Below are 18,785 nucleotides of genomic sequence, written 5' to 3'. Positions count from 1 at the left end.
CTGATGGCTCACGCTGTGTCGGCAGATCGCCGTAACGCCGCTGGCGTGTGGCTGTGTTCATGGCAGCCACACGCTCCGCTCACGGCTTCAGTCTTCGGTCGCCAGCGGAGCTGCCCAGTTGGCCGGCTCGTTGACGAAGTCGGTCAGCTCTCGCAAACGTCCGTGGTTGCGGCCGTTGAAGATGAAGCTCAACCGCGGCAGGCGCTGCAGTTCCGGTTCGTCCAGTTCCGATTCACAGCAGTTCTGCTGCTCGAACACGCCTTTCACGCATAGATCGGTGAACTCGTCGTTCAGGTATTCCATTGCCTGTTCGGTGAGTGGATGGTTCATGCGCAGGACGAAGCGGTCCTTCAGCCAGCGGCTCGAGTGGAAGTTGCGATAGAAGTTGGCAATCTCCTTCGCGGCTTCGTCCGCATCGTCAACCAGGCGCATCAGGCGCATGTCGCTGGGCAGGATGTAGCGGTTCTCTTCCAGCTGACCGCGCATGAACTGCAGCGCGTCCTTCCAGTAAGTGCCGCCTGGTTCGTCGAGTAGTACCACCGGCACCAGCGGACTTTTGCCGGTCTGGATCAGAGTCAGCACCTCCAGTGCCTCGTCCAGTGTGCCGAACCCGCCGGGGCAGAGCACCAGGGCGTCGGCTTCCTTGATGAAGAACAGCTTGCGCACGAAGAAGAAGTGGAATGACAGCAGATTGTCAGTGCCGCCCACGGTCGGGTTCGGGTGCTGCTCGAAGGGAAGAGTGATGTTTAAACCGAGGCTGTTGTCGCGCCCGGCGCCTTCGTGCGCGGCGGCCATGATCCCGCCACCAGCGCCGGTAATGACCATGAAATTGTAGTGCGCCAGGGTAGTGCCCAGTTGCCGGGCCAGCGCATACAGCGGATGTTCAACCGGAGTGCGCGCGGAGCCGAATACCGTGACCTTGCGGCGCCGCTTGAATTGATCCAGGCGGCTGAAGGCATGCTCCATCTCGCGCATCGTTTGCAGCAGGATCTTGGCGTCCCAGCGGCTGCGATCAGCCTGGGCCATGCGCGTTACGGTCACCAGCATTTCCCGGTACAGCGGCAGATTGGGGCTGGTTTCGGAGACGACCATGGCAGCCAGTTCGTCGATCTTGCTTTCCAGCTCGGCGCCACTGGTCTTGAAGTGTCGCGACAGGTAATCGTCCGGATCGAAAGACATACAACTTCTCCATGTATGGGCGTCGCGTTCAGGCTATAGCCTGCAGCTTGCTGGCTCAAGCCGAGCCTCTAGCAAGAGGCCGAAGCCATGACGGCTTCGGCCTGGTCGCCTCAGAGGGCGATTCGATCGCCGGGCTCCGGTATCCGCGCTTCCCAGTTAAGGCGGTCACGAATCGCCTGTTGCAGCACCTGCATCTTTTCCAGCTCCCCGTGGACCAGATAAAGCTCGGGCCGATTTTCGAAGTTGCTTACCCAGTCGATCAGCTGCGATTGCCCGGCGTGGGCAGAGAAACCGCCAAGCGTATGGATCTTCGCGTTCACGGCGATGCGCTGGTGCAGCAGCTTGACGCTGCCGGCGCCGTCGACGATGGCACGGCCGAGGGTGCCACGGGCCTGGAAGCCTGGGATCACCAGGTGGCATTCCTCGCGCCAGAGGTTGTGCTTGAAGTGGTGCAGGATGCGCCCGCCGGTACACATGCCACTGCCGGCAATGATGATCACACCGCTCTTGAAGCGGTTGATGGCCATCGACTCTTCGGGAGTCGGTGTGGGCTTGAGGATTGGCAGCCAGCGTTCGGCGTACAGCTTGCTGCTGGTCCCGCTCAGGGCGGTGTCGATGCCGTTGAGATCGAGCTGATCCTTGTAATGCGAGTAGATGGCATTGGCACCAATGGCCATCGGGCTGTCGAGGAACACCGCCTGCTGCGGCAGACGGCCTTCGCGGTAGAAACGTCCGAGGTAATAGATCAGATCCTGGGTCCGTCCGACGGCGAAGGAAGGCATCAGCACATTGCCGCCGTCGCGGTGGGCCTGTTGCAGGATGCCGGCCAGCTCTTCGATGGTGTCTTCGTGGCTGCGGTGGTCGCGATCACCGTAGGTGGACTCCATGAGCACAACGTCGGCTTCCTTGAGCACGGTTGGCGGATGCATCAATGGCGAGCAGGCATTGCCCAGGTCGCCGGAGAACACCAGGCGACGCGTTCTGCCGTGGTCGCTGACGTCCATCTGCACAATGGACGAGCCGAGGATATGGCCCGCGTCATGGAAGGTCACGACGACGCCTTGGGCAACCTCAAAGGTTTCGCCGTAGGCATGGGGCGCACGCTGGCTCAGCATGCGTTCGGCATCGACACGGGTATACAACGGCTGGATCATCGGTTTGCCGATGCGCGCGCGCCACTTGTTTTCCCATTCGGCATCCTTTTCCTGGATCTGCGCCGAGTCCAACAGCATCAGCTCCAGCAGCTCGGCTGTTGCCTCGGTGCAATGCACCGGGCCACGGTAGCCGAGGGCAACCAGGCGAGGCAGCAGGCCGCTATGGTCGATGTGGGCGTGGGACAGTACGACCGCATCCAGCGTTTTGGGGTCGAAAGCGAAGGCCGCGCGATTGTCGCTTTCCTCTTCTCGGCGACCCTGATGCATGCCGCATTCAAGCAGAACCCTGACGCCGTCATGGGTCTCAATGAGATAGCAGGAGCCGGTTACCTGCTGAATGGCGCCGAGAAAACTGAGCAAAGCCATGTTGCCTTCCTGTCTGTACGATGATGTCCACATTGCCCGCTCGGCTGCCCTGGTGACTTGATACATATCAGAGATAGCGAAACGAGCCCTGCCTAGACTACAGCACAACCCGCTTACCAACGGAGTGATCCCATGAGTCAGCTACTGCCCAGCCTCGTCGAGCTGGATCAACACGCACAAGCCGAACCGGAATTTGCCGCCTGGCGCGGTGGTTTTGGCCCGTTCGAGCATGGGCTGGAGACCCAGGCGGCGGTGTTCCGTCTGGCCCATCAGCTGGTGCAGGCTGGGCATCAGCCGGATCTGGCCAGCGTCTATCGGCTGCTGCAGGCGGTGGATCACGTTGCCAGTGCCGGTCTCTGGCTGGTCGTTCACATGACCTATGCGCAGCATGTGCATCTGGACGGTACGCCTTTGGCTGCCGATGATTTCAAGCGCAATCCTGAAGGGCATACCGGCGGTGCACTGAATATGGTGCCGGCCTATGCCGGCTACCTCGCCCTCAATGCGCTAACCGGGCGCACCCGTGCCTGGCTGATGGGGCAGGGGCACTGCGTGGCCGCGGTCGACGCTCTGAATCTGCTGACTGGCAATCTGCACCCGGAGCAGGCGCAGGCCTATGGAGGCGGCGAGACGGGAATGAATCGCCTGTTGCAGGACTTCTACGGTTACCGTCAGGCGGCCGACGGCAGTCCACTCGCGCCTCTCGGCAGCCACGTCAATCCGCATACTGCCGGTGGCATCGCCGAGGGCGGCTATCTTGGTTTCGCCGAGCTGCAGTACGCGCACATGCCTCTGCCTGGCGAGACCCTTGTTGCCTTTCTTTCCGATGGCGCGGCGGAGGAGCAGCGCGGCAGTGACTGGATACCACGCTGGTGGCGCGCCGAAGATTGCGGTGTCGCGCTGCCGGTGATGATTGCCAACGGGCGGCGTATCGAACAGCGCACGGCCCTGGGCACCGAGCAGGGGCTGGAAGATTTCCGGCAGCACCTGAGCCAGTGCGGTTTCGATCCGATGCCGTTCGACGGACGCGATCCAGCCGCATTCGTGGCGACCTTGTGGGAGATGGAGCTGCGCCTGGAGCGTCGCGTGGAAGAAAAAGCGCGCGGCATTCTCAACTACCCATTGCCGATGCCGTACGGCATCGCCGAAACCGTGAAAGGGTTCGGCTTCTACGGTGCAGGCAGTAATGCCGCACATAACCTCCCGCTTCCCGGAAACCCACGGCTGGATAGCGAGTCCCGCGATCTGTTCAATGAGCATGCCGCGCGGTTATTCGTCCCTCAGCCGGAGCTGGACGCCGCGCTGGAGCTATTCGTGCGCAATCGCCAGGGGCGAGTACTCGAACGTGACAACCCGCTGGCGTTGCGCCGACCGCAAGCGCCAGTCATTCCGAAGCTGAATTACCGCGACGAGGGCTGCTCACCAATGACTGCCGTCGATCGGTTCTTCGTCGAGCTGACCGAGGCCAATCCCTCTTTGCGGCCGCGGGTCGGCAACCCCGATGAGCTGGCGAGCAATCGGCTGGGTGGCGTGCTCAAGGCGCTCAAGCATCGGGTAATCGAACCGGAGAGCGAGCTTGAGGCAATCGACGGGGCGATCATCACTGCGCTCAACGAGGAGGCGGTGGTTTCCGCCTGTCTGGCCAACCAGGGCGGACTGAATCTGGTGGCCAGCTACGAGGCCTTCTGCGTGAAGATGCTCGGTGTGGTGCGCCAGAGCATCATCTTCTCCCGCCAGCAAAAGGAGATCGGCCGACCGGCAGGCTGGTTAGGCTGGCCTCTGATCGCGACTTCGCATACCTGGGAGAATGGCAAGAACCAGCAATCGCACCAGGACACCACCTTCTGCGAGGCGCTGCTGGGTGAGATGAGCGACATGGTCCGGGTGCTGTTCCCAGCCGACCACAACAGCACTCTGGCGCTGCTGCCGTCGATCTATCAGGCGCGTGGCGAACTCGCTTGCCTGGTCATGCCTAAGCGTGAACGGCCGTGCTGTTTCGATCGAGAGCAGTCCGAACAGTTGGCTCGCGACGGTGCCATCGTGGTTGAAGAGCAGCCGGGTAGCGAGGCGCTGTTGTTGATCGCCAACGGTAGCTACCAGCTGGGAGAAATGCTCCGCGCTGCCAAGCGGCTCAAGGAGGCTGAATGTGCCTACCGGCTGGTTTATCTGCAGGAACCGGGTCGCTTCCGCGGACCGCGCGATCATTGGGAGGTTGAGGCCAGAGCCAGCGATGGTGTGGCAGAACGCTTGTTCCCCGATGAGATGGAGATGCGTGTGCTGCTGACTCACATGCGCCCGGAGGTGGCCCGTGGTCACCTCTGGCCGATCCTCCCTGATGCGCGTAAGTGCTCGGCACTCGGCTATCGCAACCGCGGCGGCACGCTCGATGAGTTCGGTATGCAGTTCGCCAATCGCGCCAGTTGGGCCAACGTGTTGGCGGCCTGCGCCCGTTTACGCAATGTGCCGCGCACGGCACTACTTACTCGGGACGAAGCTGCCGCGGTGGCGGGTAAGGGCGATCCGGCAATACTGCGGGAAGCCGATTGAGACTGGGGAATCCTGGCGGGCGTGCGGACTTGAGCCGCCGCCCGCTTTTGCGCACTTACAGGCCGCAGTCGGCAGCCGTATAGCGTTCGCTGGCGATGGGCTTGTTGCTCTGGTACTCACTGAAGTCGTAGCGCAGCACGGCGCCCTGGCTCATCAGCTTGCGCAGTCCCTCGTTACCGCAGACGCTGACCGCAAGCTGGCTGCGTACGTCGGCTGGGTTATCGCGCATCTGCGCCGCATGCCGCGGCTGCACGCTGAGGTGATTGACCAGCTGATTGTTTTCCACGGTGTAACCCTGGTCGAGGATGTCTTCGTTGATCGCACGGGGCGTGCCGACGCTGCTTTCGCGGGCAACCTGATCGAGCAACTGGCTCAGCTGCTGTTCTTGCAGCGAGGCGGCGTGGGCAACGGGTAGAGCGAGGCTCAGAGCGAGCAGGGTGGTCAGACGGTACATGGCGGTCTCCTTATGACTGCGCTATTTCGACCGGCTGGCTGGGGTGCGGTTCATTTACCGATACTGCGCGGCAGATGCTTGGGCGCTGGTAGACTGCCGCGCTTCGTCGTCAACCCTTCGAGTCGATCCATGCCCCATGCCGTAGCCCGCCTGCGTGACGAGCGTCTGGCGAAAAGCCTGAAGCCCTTCGTTGCCCGTGGCTCGCGCGCGCCACGATGCGCTCGCTGCCGAGTGCCGAACAGTCATTGTCTCTGTTCATGGTTGCCGAGAATCGATAGCGATTGTGGCGTCTGCCTGCTGATGCACGATATCGAGCCCCTTAAGCCGAGCAACACGGGTTGGCTGATTGCCGATGTGGTCCCCGATACCTTCGCCTTCACCTGGCAACGCACCGGTGTCGATCCGCGGCTGCTGGCGCTGCTGGCCGATCCGCAATGGCAGCCGCTGGTGATCTTTCCAGGAGAGTATGCCGAGGCGCGGCGGGTGGTCGGTGAGGTCAAGCGGCAACCGGGCAAGCGTCCGCTGTTCATCCTGCTGGATGCGACCTGGACCGAAGCACGCAAGATGTTTCGGAAGAGCCCGTACCTTGATGGCCTGCCGGTGCTCAGCCTGCAACCTGAAGCGCTATCACGCTACCGCCTGCGGCGTTCGACCCGCAGCGATCATCTGTGTACCGCCGAGGTCGCCGCCCTCTGCCTGGACCTGGCCGGCGACTCGGTTGCAGCGAACACCTTGGATGCCTGGCTCGATGTGTTTACCGAGCACTACCTGGGTGCCAAGTATCATCGCCAGCCGGACCAGCATAACGGCGCCCATCTGGCATTGAAACCGGCGCCCTGAGACGCATACCTGTCAGGCCTTGGCGGGAGTGGCCGTAGTCAGCGGTTCTGGCTTGCGTGGCCATAGTTGCGCAGCCAGCATGCCGATGAACATCAGTACGCAGCCCATGTAGCCGCGAAGAGTCAGGCTTTCCTCGAGGAACAGCGCGCCGGCGATGGCTGCGAACACTGCTTCCAGCGAAAGAATGATCGCCGCGTGGGAGGCGATCGCGTGCTTTTGCGCGACGACCTGCAGCGTATAGCCGACGGCAACCGCAAACAGACCGCCGTAGATGAGGGCGGGGCCGGCAAGCCAGATGCTGTCTGGATTGATCTCCTCGAAAATCAGAGCCAGGAACAGGCTCACCACCGCACAGGTCGCGAACTGCAGGAAGGCCAGGCGGATCGCGTCGTGGCGGCTGACGAAAAAGCTCACCAGCAGCACATGCACGCCCCAGACGAAGGCGCCGGCCAGCTGTATCCAGTCGCCTGAAGCCACGGTGAAATCTTCACCGATGCTCAGCAGTGCCATGCCGGCAACCGCGAGAAACGCACCGAGCCAGGTGCCGAGCCCGGTCTTGTGGCCGATGATCAGTCCAAGTAGCGGCACCACGATCACGTAAAGACCGGTGATGAAGCCGGAATTGGTTACGCTGGTGAACAACAGCCCGACCTGCTGCAGGTTGATTCCCAGCGTCAGGGCAAGACCCATGCTCAGCCCGCCGAGGAGCAGGCCGCGCTGCAGGAACGGTTCGTGGCGAGCCTTGGTCCGGCCCTGATAGATCACCAGAGGCAGTAACGCCAGCGCACCGAGGGCGAATCGCAGGCCGGTGAAAAGAAACGGGCCGATGTTGTCCATGCCGATGCGCTGGGCGACGAAGGCGGTGCCCCAGATCATGGCGGTGATCAGCATCAGGAAGTCGGCGCGGAGGGCTTGGCTACGCATGTTTCAGCTCGTTCCGGAAAAGTCGGAGACTTTGCTACAAAGCGCCGCGCTTGACCACTTATTCATCGGTGGGCATGCTTGCGCCGCTTGATTTGTTGTGGCGGGCGGCCGATATTCGGTACGGCCGGCTGATTTTTCCACATCGGACCGTCCCCGAAGCAATTTCTTGGGGTTTCTGCCGTCATCTTGTCGGCATCGGCTGCTCAAGCCGATTAAAAGCGCCAATAAAAACTACAGGTCTGCCAATGGCTGCTTACGAAATAATCATTGCCGATGATCATCCGCTGTTCCGCAGTGCGCTTCAGCAGGCGCTGACCATGGGGCTGGGGGAAGATGTACGCCTGGTGGAGGCGGCCAGCATCGCTGAACTGGAAGCCTTTCTGAACCAGGGTGCCGACTGGGATCTGGTCCTGCTGGATCTGAACATGCCAGGGGCTTACGGCTTTTCCGGGCTGGTACTGTTGCGCGGGCAATACCCGCATCTGCCGGTGGTGATGATCTCGGCACAAGAAGACGCGGCGGTTGTCGCGCGTTCCCGTGAGTTCGGCGCCAGCGGTTTCATCCCAAAATCCAGCTCCTTGGAAACCATCCAAGAGGCGGTGCGCGCGGTGCTGGATGGTGACGTCTGGTGGCCGAGCAATATCCAGGATGTGGCTAACGTCAGCGATGAAGCCAAGGCGGCCAGCGCAGGGCTCGCCAGCCTGACACCACAGCAGTTCCGTGTGTTGACGATGGTCTGCGATGGTCTGCTGAACAAGCAGATCGCTTACGAACTCAATGTTTCCGAAGCAACCATCAAGGCCCATGTGACGGCAATCTTCCGCAAGTTGGGCGTACGAACCCGTACTCAGGCCGCCTTGTTACTGCAACAGATGGGCTCGATTCCAACCAGCTAAAAGGGTGAGTCGGGCGGGAACTCGGCGCTTCACGCAATTGGCGGCAGGTTGATCTCATCGCTGCGGCGGACTCCTGAGGTCATTGCCCGGCATTGCCCGATAAACTCGAGCATGGCTGCTGTCTGGTACTTGTGCGAATGCCAGATGAAGTAGAACTGGCGCCGCAGGTCCAGTTCTGGCGTTGTCACCGGCACCAGGCTGCCGCGGCGGAAAGCATCGCGCAGTGCCAGGCGCGAGATACAGCCGATGCCCAGTCCCGATTCCACCGCGCGCTTGATTGCTTCGGTGTGCTCCAGCTCCAGTCGCACGTTAAGTTTGCCCGGTCGATGACGCACGGCCTGTTCGAAGGTCATGCGGGTGCCCGAGCCCTGTTCGCGAAGAATCCAGGCTTCGGACGTCAATTCTTCCAGACCCACCCTGTCGCGTCCGGCCAGCGGATGCTGCGGCGCGCAGAACACCACAAGCTCATCCTCGATCCACGGCTGGACTTCCAGGTCCGGGTGCTGGCACTGACCCTCGATCAAACCCAAATCAAGTTCATGTTGGGCGATCTGGTGCACGATATGCGCCGTGTTCTGTACGTGCAGCTTCACCCGACATTCCGGATGACGCTGCATGAAGCTGCCGATCAGCAGAGTCGCGAGGTAGTTGCCGATGGTCAGCGTCGCGCCTACGGCCAGCGAGCCGAAGCCACTCTTGCCGTTTAGCAGATCCTCGATGGCTCGCGCCTGGTCGAGCAGGGCGACCGCTTGCGGCAACAGCTGCTGTCCAAGTGCGTTCAGGCAGAGCCTTTTGCCGGCTCGGTCGAACAGCTGGCAGCCGGACTGACGCTCGAGCTCGGCCAGCGACGTGCTGGTTGCCGATTGCGATAACGACAGGCTTTCCGCAGCACGCGAGACACTTTCTTGTCGGGCCACAGCGGCGAACACTTCGATTTGGCGGAGCGTAAAATGCATATCTATATAACCGATAACCTATATCTTTATTATCCATTTAACGAATAATAAAGCTATGACTAGACTGGCGCCACGTAACGACGCCCGTCGCGACACCATGAGGAATTCGCAACATGAGCAACCTGAACGTAGAGCGCGTTCTTAGTGTGCACCACTGGAACGACACGCTGTTCAGCTTCAAGACTACCCGTAATGCCGGCCTGCGCTTCGAGAACGGTCAGTTCGTGATGATCGGCCTGGAGGTCGAGGGCCGCCCGCTCATGCGCGCCTACAGCATTGCCAGTCCTAATTACGAGGAATACCTGGAATTTTTCAGCATCAAGGTGCAGAACGGCCCGCTGACTTCACGGCTGCAGCATCTGCAGGAGGGCGACCAGATCATGGTCAGCCGCAAGCCGACCGGAACGCTGGTGCTCGATGATCTGCTGCCCGGCAAGCACCTTTATCTGCTAAGCACGGGGACAGGGCTGGCGCCTTTCATGAGTGTCATCCAAGACCCTGAAACCTACGAGCGGTTCGAAAAAGTAGTACTGGTGCATGGGGTTCGCTACGTTAATGAAGTTGCCTATCGCGAGTTCATAACCGAGCACCTGCCGCAGAACGAATTCTTTGGTGAGGCGGTAAAGGAAAAACTGATCTATTACCCGACCGTGACCCGTGAGCCGTTCGAGAATCAGGGGCGCCTGACCGAGCTGATGCGCAGCGGCAAGTTGTTCAGCGATATAGGTCTTCCGCCAATCAATCCGCAGGACGACCGTGCGATGATCTGCGGAAGCCCGAGCATGCTGGACGAAACCAGCCAGGTATTGGACAGCTTCGGCCTGAGCGTGTCGCCGCGTATGGGCGACCCGGGGCACTATCTGATCGAACGCGCCTTCGTCGAAAAATAGCGCTTCTGCTCCAGGCCGCCGCCTCGCGCGGCGGCTGTCTCGCCCCGTCCCCAGGGGTCAGACATAGGCCGCACAGCATTTCTTGAACTTTGCCCCGCTGCCGCAGGGGCAGGGATCGTTGCGCCCGGCCTTCAGCGGTACGGTCGGATCGATGAAATACCATTTTCCGTCGCACTGAACGAAGGCCGAACGTTCCTCATGCGCATGTTCACCACTTTGATCATGCCAGCGGGCGGTGAAGGTAACCAAGGCATGCTCCGGCTTGCCGCCGAGTACTGCGGTGTCGTTCACCTCCAGCCCCAGCCAGGTACTGTCCAGGCTCCAGCGCCGTATTCCTTCAAGGTCCAATGCCGCCTGTTGCGCAGGCAGCGTCGTCGCCTGCAGATAATCAACCAGCCCCAGCACGTAGGCGCTATAGCGCGAACGCATCAGCAACTCGGCGCTGGGGGCAGGCGTACCGGCGTGATAACGGCCGCAGCACTGATCAAACGCATTGCCGCTGCCACATGGGCAGTTAGAGTTGGGTTGCTGTGGCTCGCTCATGTCACCACCAGTACTTGCCGAACATTTCGGGGTTTGCCCAGAACCTGGCATTCAGCCAGTCCGGAACCTGCTTGTATTGCAGTAGGTCGTAGGTGAAGAGCGTCAAGGTCTGTCCGTCGCGCTGAAAACGGTCGCTGACCTGCAGTGCCAGAGCATAGAAGTCGGTGCTCTGCCATTCGCAGGCGTCGAGATCGACGAGTACCGCCATACGGCTGGCATTCAGGTTACGGACGCTACCGAGCAGCTCCAGCCCGCTCCGTTTGGGCAGATGCTCCAGACAATCGGCGAACAACGCCAGGTCGTAACGCTGCTTTGCCAGTTCCTCAGGCAGTGGCGCAACATCGGTGCGCTCAAGCCGGCACTCTGGATGACATTCGGCGTAGGCAGCCAGAGCGGGTTGATCGCTGCGCCCGACGTGCAGCAGTCGAGAAGGGGCATAGTGGTCGAGCATCGCCGCAAGCGCTTGCTGTGGCGTGTGCAACACGGGGTTTTCAGTCAATCGAGAATCCTCGTTTCAAAGTTGAAGACTAGCGCGGTGCCGTTTGTCGGCCTAGTCTGAAAGTAACCGGAGCCACCCGGACTCCCGTGCGTGGCGGTTCTGGCTGAATGTCCACACTGGAGGTTTTGATCGATGAGTACATTACGGACAGCAGTACCCGTTATTGTCATGACCACGTTCCTGGCCGGTTGTGCAGGCGTGCAGAAACAGGACTGGCCGACGTGTGCGGCCGTAGGTGGTGTGACCGGTGCCGCTCTTGGGGCTATTGAGAGTAGCTCCTACGCAGGTTGGGGTGCGCTGATCGGTGGTGGCGTTGCGGCGGCCTATTGTTGGGCCAATGGGATGGAGGAGGAAACCGTCGCGGTCGTAGAAACGGTCGAGCCAATGCCTCAGTCTCAGCCGGAACCAGAGCCTGCGTCCGAGCCGGTGCGCGTCGAGTTGGACGTCAAGTTCGACTTCGATCGTGACGTGGTCAAGCAGGACAGCTATGGCGACATCCAGAATCTGGCCGACTTCATGAAGGAGTACCGCCAGACCACTACCGTGCTTGAAGGTCATACCGACTCGGTAGGCACCGATGCCTATAACCAGCGTCTTTCCGAGCGCCGCGCGAATGCCGTGCGTGAAGTTCTGGTTAACCAGTACGGTGTCGAGGGCAGTCGAGTGAATTCGGTTGGCTATGGTGAATCGCGCCCGGTTGCGGATAACGCTACCGCAGAAGGTCGTGCGATCAACCGTCGTGTAGAGGCTGAAGTCGAAGCGCGCCCTTGAGTTGATTGAAGGCTGTACTACTACCAGCCGGGCCTTGCGCCCGGCTGCTTCGTTTTTGAGTCGTCAGAACAGCGGGCGGGCACTGGCCAGTGCAATCACCAGCATGCCCAGCACTAGGTTGATGCCCACCAGGCGGCGAATCTGGCCGAGTACCGCGCCACCTTCGGGCCATCGGTCGGCATTGACCGCGTCTTTCAGCGCGGGCAGTTGCAGCAGCTGTATGCGTAGAAAAAGGGCCAGCATCACGAGATACAGGCCAGTCATGATGTGAACGTAGCGCGGCGCACTTTCCAGCGCACCGAAACGCATGTGCCACATGCCAATTCCACTCACCGGTAGCACCAGCACCGCTACCCAGACCCAGACGAAAAAGCGCCGGAATACGTCAGCCCACAGCTTGAGCCGCTCCGGCGCCTGCAACATCGCTACAGCTGCCGGACGCAACACCATCCAGGCGAAGAACATGCCGCCCACCCACACCGTCGCGGCGAGTACGTGCAGTGCGTAAAGCAAGGCGAAGGGTGTCATGGGCAAATCTCCGGTGGCGGTTGAGCGAACGCGCGCTATCATAGCCGCCCGATTGAAATACTGAAAATATATACAGCTCCGCGCCCATGCTCAGCACCGAACTCAAGTCCCAGATCCAGGGCGCCTACACCCGTTTTCTCGAAGCCAAGGGGCTCAAGGCCCGCTATGGCCAGCGTCTGATGATTGCAGAGGTGGCCAAGGTGCTCGGCACCATCAAGACGGATGATGAGGGTCGTCGTGATAGCGAGCCGGCGGTGGTTGCGGTCGAGGCGGGTACGGGTACCGGTAAGACCGTGGCCTACAGCCTGGCTGCGATTCCGACTGCCAAGGCGGCAGGCAAGCGGCTGGTGATCGCCACCGCGACCGTGGCCCTGCAGGAGCAGATCGTGCACAAGGATCTGCCGGACCTGATGCGCAACAGCGGGCTAAGCTTCAGCTTCGCGTTGGCCAAGGGGCGGGGGCGCTACCTTTGCCTGTCGAAGCTGGACATGCTGTTGCAGGAAGGTCAGGCGCAGAGTGCCACCGCCCAGCTGTTCGAGGAGGAAGGCTTTCGTATCGAGGTCGATGAGCGCAGCCAGAAGCTGTTCAGCGGCATGATCGAAAAGCTCGCCGGTAATCGCTGGGATGGCGATCGAGACAGCTGGCCCGAGGAGCTGGGTGATTCGGACTGGTCGCAGCTGACTACCGATCACAGCCAGTGCACGGGCAGGCATTGCCCCAATTTCCAACAATGCGCGTTCTACAAAGCCCGGGAGGGCATGACCAAGGTCGATGTGATCGTCACCAACCACGACATGGTCCTGGCAGACCTTGCGCTCGGTGGCGGCGCGGTGCTGCCCGATCCGCGTGACACGATCTATGTCTTCGACGAGGGTCATCACCTGCCTGACAAGGCTATTGGTCATTTCGCCCATTTCACCAGGCTGCGCTCGACGGCGGACTGGCTGGGGCAGGTCGAGAAGAATCTTACCAAGCTGCTCGCGCAGCATCCGCTGCCGGGCGAACTCGGTCGGCTGGTCGAAGGCATCCCAGAACTTGCGCGAGAACTGCGTACACAGCAGCAGTTCATGTTCAGCGCGTGCGAGCAGCTCGCCGACTTCAAAGCCGGTGAAGACATGGAAGGCCGTGAGCGGCCACGGCATCGCTTCGTCGGTGGCGTGGTGCCGGAGCACTTGATCGAGCTGGGAATCGAGCTGAAGAAGGGCTTCGCCAAGCTTACCGATCTGTTCACTCGTATCGCCGAGCTGCTCAAGGAGGCGATGGATGGCGAAACTGGTGGCGGGATCGCCAGTCATCAAGCTGAGGAGTGGTATCCGTTGTTCGGCAGTCTGCTAACACGCTCGCAGGGCAACTGGGAGTTGTGGACTGCGTTCACCGTCGAGGACCCGGAAGACAGCCCGCCGATGGCGCGTTGGCTGACGCTGGCTGATGGTGGCGCCTTGTTCGACATCGAGGTCAATGCCAGCCCGATCCTCGCTGCCGAAACACTGCGACGCAATCTCTGGAACGTCGCTTTCGGCGCACTGGTGACCTCGGCGACGCTTACCGCACTTAACAGCTTCGATCGCTACCGTATGCGCGCCGGCTTGCCAAAGGGTGCCGTCACTGCCGTGGTGCCGAGTCCTTTTCACCATGCCGATGCCGGCGTGCTGCGGGTCCCGGATCTCAAGGCTGATCCGCGCGACGCCGCAGCGCACACGGCGGCGATCGTTCGCGAATTGCCGGCATTGGTCGAAGGCGCGCGGGGAACGCTGGTGCTGTTCTCCTCACGCAAGCAGATGCAGGATGTATTCGACGGCCTGGAGCGTGACTGGCGCCGGCGCGTTCTGATCCAGGGCAACCTGTCCAAGCAGGAAACGCTGAACAAACACAAGGCGCGGGTGGACGATGGCGAGTCCAGCGTGCTGTTCGGCCTGGCAAGCTTCGCCGAAGGTGTGGACTTACCTGGGGCCTACTGCGAGCACGTGGTGATCGCCAAGATCCCCTTCGCCGTGCCGGATGATCCGGTCGAGGCGGCGCTGGCGGAATGGATCGAAGCGCGTGGCGGCAACCCCTTCATGGAGATCGCGGTGCCGGATGCCTCGCTGCGGCTGGTGCAGGCCTGTGGGCGTCTGTTGCGTACCGAGGCGGATCGCGGAATCATCACGCTGCTCGACCGACGGGTGGTAACGCAGCGCTACGGCAAGGCGATTCTCAATGCGCTGCCGCCGTTTCGCCGCGAGATCGGTTGACCTGGCCGGCGATAACCGTCCGCAATGCATCTCCATCACTGTGCCGTCTGCCGATTCCCCTGCCTGGCGCCGGTTGCAAGAATGCAGGTTGTTGAATTCAAGAGGGTGGCAGCGTGCAGGTTCAAGGCTATTTCGATCTTCGCTTCGAGGCGGTTCGTGAAGCGTTCAGTGCATTATTCGACGGCACCCAGCAGCGCGGTGCAGCGCTCTGCGTGCAGATCGCCGGAGAAACAGTCGTCGATCTCTGGGCAGGCGTTGCCGACAATCAGGGCGATCACGTCTGGCACAGCGATACGCTGGTCAACCTGTTTTCCTGTACCAAGACGTTCACCGCGGTAGCTGCGCTGCAGCTGGTCGAGGAGGGCAAGCTGGAGCTGGACGAGCCTGTCGCGCGTGTCTGGCCGGAGTTCGCTGCCAATGGCAAAGCCGCCATTACCCTTCGCCAGCTGCTCTGTCACCGCGCGGGGCTGCCGGCGATTCGTAGAGCATTGGCCGCAGAGGCGCTGTATGACTGGGACATCATGACCGCTGCGCTGGCTGCCGAAGAGCCATGGTGGAAGCCTGGCACCGATCAGGGCTACGCCGCGATGACCTATGGCTGGCTGGTTGGTGAATTGCTGCGCCGCGTTGATGGCTGCGGCCCCGGCGTGTCGATCATTCGTCGTACGGCTGAGCCGCTCGGCCTGGATTTTCACGTCGGACTGGATAACGCCGATGCCCACCGTGTCGCTTATCTCACTCGGACAAAGAACGACTTCGGCGACGCCGCCGCGCAGCGGCTGTTCAAGACGCTGATGAGTGAACCGGGTGCAGTCAGTACCAGAGCGTTCAATAACCCGCCTTCGATCATGAGCAGCGGCAACAAGCCCGAGTGGCGCCGCATGGCGCAGCCGGCTGCCAATGGTCACGGCAATGCTCGTTCCTTGGCGGGGTTCTACACTGGCCTTCTGCAGGGTAAGTTGCTTGATGAGTCACTGCTGCGCGAAATGACGCGCGAGCACAGCGCCGGAGCAGATCGCACGCTGCTGGCGGTCACGCGTTTCGGCTTGGGCTGCTGGCTAGATCAGCCGCAGGTTGCCAACGCCACCTTTGGCATGGGCGCGCAGGCCTTCGGTCATCCCGGTGCCGGGGGCTGCGTCGGTTTTGCGGATCCAGATCGGCAGCTGGCGTTCGGTTTTGTGACCAATACCCTCGGGCCCTATGTGATGATGGATCCGCGTGCACAAGCCCTGGCGCGTTGCGTCGCAAAATGCATGCGATGAACCACTCGTCACTTCTGATTAGGCAGGCTTTTCAAAAGAAGGGCTTGCGTCCACAATTTCAACACCAACTCACCAGTGGCTTTTGCCTTGACTGGTAGGTCCATCCAAGAACGCTTGTGGTTGACGGAACCTTGCCCATGAACCTGCTGAAAAGCGCCTCCCTGATTCTCTGCATGATCGTCCTTGCTGGCTGTAGCTCGAAGAGCGAGAAGCCTGCCGAAGCGGCGGCGCCGGCTGCGGCCAAGGTGGATTACGCCTGGCTCGACGAGTACGAGCCGAAGCTGCGTGATGCCTTGGTGGGCACTCGTTTCGAAGTCGAGCGACGTGATAGCGTGCTGGTCGTAACGGCCCCGGTGGATTCGTCCTTCAATCCTGATCGTCCCGGTATGCTCCTGCCGATTACGCTTGGGCCAATCACTCGCGTGGCGAAACTGGTAGAAAAGGACGACAAGACGGCAGTCGTCGTGCTCGGTCATGCCGACAGCAGTGGCGCTGATGAGATCAATCGCACCATCAGCCGCGAGCGCGCCGGTGCGGTAGCGGCAATCTTCCGACTGAGTGGCCTGAAGCATGACCGTCTGCGCATTCGCGGTCTGGGGTCGGACATGCCTCGCGCTGCCAATGACAGCAAAGAAGGTCGTGCACTGAATCGTCGGGTGGAGATGGTGCTGGCGCCGCAGGCCACAATGCTGGCGCTGATCGCTCAGTACGAACAGCCCGCCCAGCCCGCAACCCAGGTCGCGCAGGCCGAGGTTGCCAAGTAACGCTTGCAACGCGTTATGTCGAACAGGCCCGCATGCGGGCCTGTTTTCGTTGGGCATGGTTGCCTTGAATCAAGCGCAGCACGGGGGATCGCGGATAAGCTTTGCCTCGCAGGGTCGGCTCGGTACCCTCACCGTCGCCCGGTTGTGAGCTGCCTGGTACGCTGAGCCTGCTTACTCGACAACAAGGAGCCACGCGATGATCCAGACCCTGGCCGATATGCGCCGTGACTACACCCGTGACGGACTCAGCGAGGCCAACGCTCCCGGGGAGCCGTTCGCTCTGTTCCATCAATGGTTCACCGAAGCAATGAAGACCGAGCAGGCTCCGGTGGAGCCGAATGCAATGTCACTGGCAACGGTAGACGCTGACGGTCGCCCGCATTGCCGTGTCCTTCTGCTCAAAGCGCTGGATGAGCGCGGTTTCACCTTCTTTACCAATTACGACAGCGCAAAGGGGCAGCAGCTGGAGGCGACGCCATTCGCGGCGATGACATTCTTCTGGCCGACACTCGAGCGCCAGGTGCGTATCGAAGGGCGCGTGGAGAAGGTCAGCCAGGACGAGTCGGATGCCTATTTCCATGTGCGCCCGCTGGGCAGCCGGCTGGGCGCTTGGGCGTCGCCGCAGAGTCAGGTCATTCCAGATCGAGCGGCTCTGGAGCGCCTGCTGGCCGAAACCGAGCAGCGCTTCCTCGACAAGGCGCCGCATTGCCCGCCGCATTGGGGCGGCTATCGCCTGCTACCGGAACGCATGGAGTTCTGGCAGGGGCGCGCGAGCCGTCTGCATGACCGCCTCGACTACCGCTTGGTAGCCAGCAGCTGGCAGCGCGAGCGTCTGGCCCCCTGATTGGGTATGTGCTGCGACGGTGCCGCACTTCGTTCCCATACTTGCGCTGGCTGCCGCGTGGAGCAGCAAGCGCTTGTGGGGCGCCGCGTTGATCACGGGTAAGCAATCGGTAATCTGCGGTAACGCTTAACGTGCGCGGCGTGGCTGTGAAAGAAGGCCGGTTCTGCAGTCTGATGACGTGCTAAAACGGCGACTTTGCTGCGAGGCGACTGCTGATTGTTTCGTTCATGTGGCGGGGTAACGCTGGGCCTGCTGCTCAAGCCAGCTCTGCAAGTCCCGCCGCTTGATCTTCTGAGTCTTCGCTTCGGCAAGCCGTTGTAACATCCAGCTGCGTTTGGCCGGATCGCTGCCGGCCATGGAAAGAGCCAGGTCCCGGTCGGCCCAGCGGCGGAAGCGAACGATAAGCCAGGCGTGAAAAGCCAGGCCTGCCACGGTGGTGATGGCTATGATGAAGTAATCCATGGGTCGTCTCGTAAGAAGGAACCCGGCGCGCCAGGTTCGACTCGCATATGTATGCCTCGATGGTGGCAAATGCTGAGTCAGGATGGCGAAGTTGCCAAGCGCTTTTTCATTGCTGTCGGCCAATGCCATACCCGGAACGAAACAGCTGCTTGCAGGAGAATCACAATGCGTAAGTCCATTTTTGTAGCTTCCTTCACTGCCTTGGCCCTGACCATGGGCGGCTGCGCCTCCAGCCTAACCGGAGACACCTATTCGCGGGATGAAGCCCGTGCTGTGCAGACGGTGCGCTATGGCACCATCGAGTCCCTGCGCCCGGTCAAGATCGAAGGCACCAAGACCCCGATCGGATCTGGCGCGGGTGCGGTAGTGGGCGGGGTTGCCGGTAGCGGCGTCGGCGGCGGTCGCGGCAGCGCGGTCGCTGCGGTAATCGGTGCGGTGGCTGGCGGTATGCTGGGCGCGGCAGCGGAGGAGGGGATCACCCGTACCCAAGGTGTCGAGATTACTGTCCGTGAGGATGATGGCAGCATGCGTGCCTACGTTCAGGCAGTTGAGCCAAATCAGGTGTTCCGGGTCGGGCAACGGGTTCGCATCATGACTGTCAGTGGCACCAGTCGCGTCGCTCCGTGATCTGCTTGACGACCACCTGAAGCTGAAGTCAGGCGCTGCCATCCGTTC

General features: G+C 61.4%; 19 protein-coding genes. 10 read left to right on the top strand and 9 right to left on the bottom strand.

Going from position 1 to position 18,785, the window contains the following annotated elements:
- Positions 1-87: 87 nt before the first annotated feature.
- A complete protein-coding gene (locus UIB01_RS14195) occupies positions 88-1,179 on the bottom strand; it encodes an LOG family protein (RefSeq protein ID WP_038661748.1) in 1,092 nt (363 codons plus the stop codon).
- A gap of 110 nt (positions 1,180-1,289) precedes the next feature.
- Entirely contained in the window at positions 1,290-2,699 is a 1,410-nt protein-coding gene (locus UIB01_RS14190; RefSeq protein ID WP_038661745.1) for an MBL fold metallo-hydrolase RNA specificity domain-containing protein, read from the bottom strand.
- 132 nt (positions 2,700-2,831) lie between these two features.
- Between UIB01_RS14190 and UIB01_RS14185 the strand changes: the two genes are divergently transcribed.
- On the top strand, positions 2,832-5,246 hold the full coding sequence (locus UIB01_RS14185; protein WP_038661742.1) for a phosphoketolase family protein: 2,415 nt from the start codon (positions 2,832-2,834) through the stop codon (positions 5,244-5,246).
- 55 nt (positions 5,247-5,301) lie between these two features.
- On the opposite strand, the gene UIB01_RS14180 is transcribed toward UIB01_RS14185, so the two are convergent.
- On the bottom strand, positions 5,302-5,700 hold the full coding sequence (locus tag UIB01_RS14180) for a quorum-sensing-regulated virulence factor family protein (protein WP_038661739.1): 399 nt from the start codon (positions 5,698-5,700) through the stop codon (positions 5,302-5,304).
- 129 nt (positions 5,701-5,829) lie between these two features.
- Between UIB01_RS14180 and UIB01_RS14175 the strand changes: the two genes are divergently transcribed.
- On the top strand, positions 5,830-6,540 hold the full coding sequence (locus UIB01_RS14175; protein ID WP_038661736.1) for a tRNA-uridine aminocarboxypropyltransferase: 711 nt from the start codon (positions 5,830-5,832) through the stop codon (positions 6,538-6,540).
- Positions 6,541-6,552: 12 nt separating this feature from the next.
- Here UIB01_RS14175 and UIB01_RS14170 read toward each other — a convergent pair whose 3' ends face one another.
- Complete coding sequence (locus tag UIB01_RS14170; RefSeq protein ID WP_038661733.1) at positions 6,553-7,464, bottom strand: DMT family transporter; 912 nt, start codon at positions 7,462-7,464, stop codon at positions 6,553-6,555.
- A gap of 245 nt (positions 7,465-7,709) precedes the next feature.
- On the opposite strand from UIB01_RS14170, the gene erdR reads away from it, so the two are divergent.
- Positions 7,710-8,360, top strand: a complete 651-nt coding sequence (gene erdR, locus UIB01_RS14165; RefSeq protein ID WP_038661730.1) for a response regulator transcription factor ErdR — start codon at positions 7,710-7,712, stop codon at positions 8,358-8,360.
- 29 nt (positions 8,361-8,389) lie between these two features.
- Here erdR and UIB01_RS14160 read toward each other — a convergent pair whose 3' ends face one another.
- Positions 8,390-9,316, bottom strand: coding sequence for a LysR family transcriptional regulator (locus UIB01_RS14160; protein WP_038661727.1), 927 nt, complete (start codon positions 9,314-9,316; stop codon positions 8,390-8,392).
- A gap of 113 nt (positions 9,317-9,429) precedes the next feature.
- Here UIB01_RS14160 and fpr point away from each other — a divergent pair, with 113 nt between their 5' ends.
- A complete protein-coding gene (fpr, locus tag UIB01_RS14155) occupies positions 9,430-10,206 on the top strand; it encodes a ferredoxin-NADP reductase (protein WP_038661724.1) in 777 nt (258 codons plus the stop codon).
- Positions 10,207-10,263: 57 nt separating this feature from the next.
- On the opposite strand, the gene UIB01_RS14150 is transcribed toward fpr, so the two are convergent.
- Both UIB01_RS14150 and UIB01_RS14145 read right to left on the bottom strand, forming a co-directional pair.
- A complete protein-coding gene (locus UIB01_RS14150) occupies positions 10,264-10,749 on the bottom strand; it encodes a YchJ family protein (RefSeq protein ID WP_038661721.1) in 486 nt (161 codons plus the stop codon).
- A gap of 1 nt (position 10,750) precedes the next feature.
- The gene (locus tag UIB01_RS14145; RefSeq protein ID WP_038661718.1) at positions 10,751-11,248 is read right to left on the bottom strand and encodes a DUF6231 family protein; all 498 of its coding nucleotides are present in this window, start codon (positions 11,246-11,248) and stop codon (positions 10,751-10,753) included.
- A gap of 132 nt (positions 11,249-11,380) precedes the next feature.
- Here UIB01_RS14145 and UIB01_RS23540 point away from each other — a divergent pair, with 132 nt between their 5' ends.
- Positions 11,381-12,019, top strand: coding sequence for an OmpA family protein (locus UIB01_RS23540; protein ID WP_500812328.1), 639 nt, complete (start codon positions 11,381-11,383; stop codon positions 12,017-12,019).
- Positions 12,020-12,082: 63 nt separating this feature from the next.
- On the opposite strand, the gene UIB01_RS14135 is transcribed toward UIB01_RS23540, so the two are convergent.
- Positions 12,083-12,547 carry a CopD family protein gene (locus UIB01_RS14135; RefSeq protein ID WP_038661713.1) on the bottom strand — a complete coding sequence of 155 codons (465 nt, stop codon included), beginning with the start codon at positions 12,545-12,547 and terminating at the stop codon, positions 12,083-12,085.
- Between the two features lie 86 nt (positions 12,548-12,633).
- Here UIB01_RS14135 and dinG point away from each other — a divergent pair, with 86 nt between their 5' ends.
- The 4 genes from dinG (at position 12,634) to pdxH (ending at position 17,648) form a co-directional block, all read left to right on the top strand.
- On the top strand, positions 12,634-14,778 hold the full coding sequence (dinG, locus tag UIB01_RS14130) for an ATP-dependent DNA helicase DinG (RefSeq protein WP_038661710.1): 2,145 nt from the start codon (positions 12,634-12,636) through the stop codon (positions 14,776-14,778).
- 113 nt (positions 14,779-14,891) lie between these two features.
- Positions 14,892-16,040, top strand: coding sequence for an EstA family serine hydrolase (locus UIB01_RS14125; RefSeq protein WP_038661707.1), 1,149 nt, complete (start codon positions 14,892-14,894; stop codon positions 16,038-16,040).
- Between the two features lie 137 nt (positions 16,041-16,177).
- Positions 16,178-16,804 (top strand): OmpA family protein, encoded by a 627-nt coding sequence (locus UIB01_RS14120; protein WP_038661704.1) that lies wholly within the window; start codon positions 16,178-16,180, stop codon positions 16,802-16,804.
- 196 nt (positions 16,805-17,000) lie between these two features.
- The gene (pdxH, locus tag UIB01_RS14115; protein WP_038661701.1) at positions 17,001-17,648 is read left to right on the top strand and encodes a pyridoxamine 5'-phosphate oxidase; all 648 of its coding nucleotides are present in this window, start codon (positions 17,001-17,003) and stop codon (positions 17,646-17,648) included.
- Between the two features lie 225 nt (positions 17,649-17,873).
- Here the strand turns inward: pdxH and UIB01_RS14110 are convergent, their stop codons facing one another.
- Positions 17,874-18,110: a hypothetical protein gene (locus tag UIB01_RS14110; protein ID WP_038661698.1), complete on the bottom strand. Its 237-nt coding sequence runs from the start codon at positions 18,108-18,110 to the stop codon at positions 17,874-17,876.
- Between the two features lie 165 nt (positions 18,111-18,275).
- On the opposite strand from UIB01_RS14110, the gene UIB01_RS14105 reads away from it, so the two are divergent.
- Positions 18,276-18,737 carry an outer membrane lipoprotein gene (locus UIB01_RS14105; RefSeq protein ID WP_038661695.1) on the top strand — a complete coding sequence of 154 codons (462 nt, stop codon included), beginning with the start codon at positions 18,276-18,278 and terminating at the stop codon, positions 18,735-18,737.
- Positions 18,738-18,785: the final 48 nt, after the last annotated feature.

This window comes from Stutzerimonas decontaminans (genome assembly GCF_000661915.1).
Taxonomy (GTDB): Bacteria; Pseudomonadota; Gammaproteobacteria; order Pseudomonadales; family Pseudomonadaceae; genus Stutzerimonas; species Stutzerimonas decontaminans.
Note: the sequence above shows the minus strand (reverse complement) of the source record. Positions and strands in the feature narration are given on the sequence as shown.

Excerpts from the sequence above, each read along its gene's own strand:
- UIB01_RS14195 (WP_038661748.1), bottom strand. The coding sequence starts at position 1,179 with ATGTCTTTCGATCCGGACGATTACCTGTCGCGACACTTCAAGACCAGT.
- UIB01_RS14190 (WP_038661745.1), bottom strand. The coding sequence starts at position 2,699 with ATGGCTTTGCTCAGTTTTCTCGGCGCCATTCAGCAGGTAACCGGCTCC.
- UIB01_RS14185 (WP_038661742.1), top strand. The coding sequence starts at position 2,832 with ATGAGTCAGCTACTGCCCAGCCTCGTCGAGCTGGATCAACACGCACAA.
- UIB01_RS14180 (WP_038661739.1), bottom strand. The coding sequence starts at position 5,700 with ATGTACCGTCTGACCACCCTGCTCGCTCTGAGCCTCGCTCTACCCGTT.
- UIB01_RS14175 (WP_038661736.1), top strand. The coding sequence starts at position 5,830 with ATGCCCCATGCCGTAGCCCGCCTGCGTGACGAGCGTCTGGCGAAAAGC.
- UIB01_RS14170 (WP_038661733.1), bottom strand. The coding sequence starts at position 7,464 with ATGCGTAGCCAAGCCCTCCGCGCCGACTTCCTGATGCTGATCACCGCC.
- erdR (WP_038661730.1), top strand. The coding sequence starts at position 7,710 with ATGGCTGCTTACGAAATAATCATTGCCGATGATCATCCGCTGTTCCGC.
- UIB01_RS14160 (WP_038661727.1), bottom strand. The coding sequence starts at position 9,316 with ATGCATTTTACGCTCCGCCAAATCGAAGTGTTCGCCGCTGTGGCCCGA.
- fpr (WP_038661724.1), top strand. The coding sequence starts at position 9,430 with ATGAGCAACCTGAACGTAGAGCGCGTTCTTAGTGTGCACCACTGGAAC.
- UIB01_RS14150 (WP_038661721.1), bottom strand. The coding sequence starts at position 10,749 with ATGAGCGAGCCACAGCAACCCAACTCTAACTGCCCATGTGGCAGCGGC.
- UIB01_RS23540 (WP_500812328.1), top strand. The coding sequence starts at position 11,381 with ATGAGTACATTACGGACAGCAGTACCCGTTATTGTCATGACCACGTTC.
- UIB01_RS14135 (WP_038661713.1), bottom strand. The coding sequence starts at position 12,547 with ATGACACCCTTCGCCTTGCTTTACGCACTGCACGTACTCGCCGCGACG.
- dinG (WP_038661710.1), top strand. The coding sequence starts at position 12,634 with ATGCTCAGCACCGAACTCAAGTCCCAGATCCAGGGCGCCTACACCCGT.
- UIB01_RS14120 (WP_038661704.1), top strand. The coding sequence starts at position 16,178 with ATGAACCTGCTGAAAAGCGCCTCCCTGATTCTCTGCATGATCGTCCTT.
- pdxH (WP_038661701.1), top strand. The coding sequence starts at position 17,001 with ATGATCCAGACCCTGGCCGATATGCGCCGTGACTACACCCGTGACGGA.
- UIB01_RS14110 (WP_038661698.1), bottom strand. The coding sequence starts at position 18,110 with ATGGATTACTTCATCATAGCCATCACCACCGTGGCAGGCCTGGCTTTT.
- UIB01_RS14105 (WP_038661695.1), top strand. The coding sequence starts at position 18,276 with ATGCGTAAGTCCATTTTTGTAGCTTCCTTCACTGCCTTGGCCCTGACC.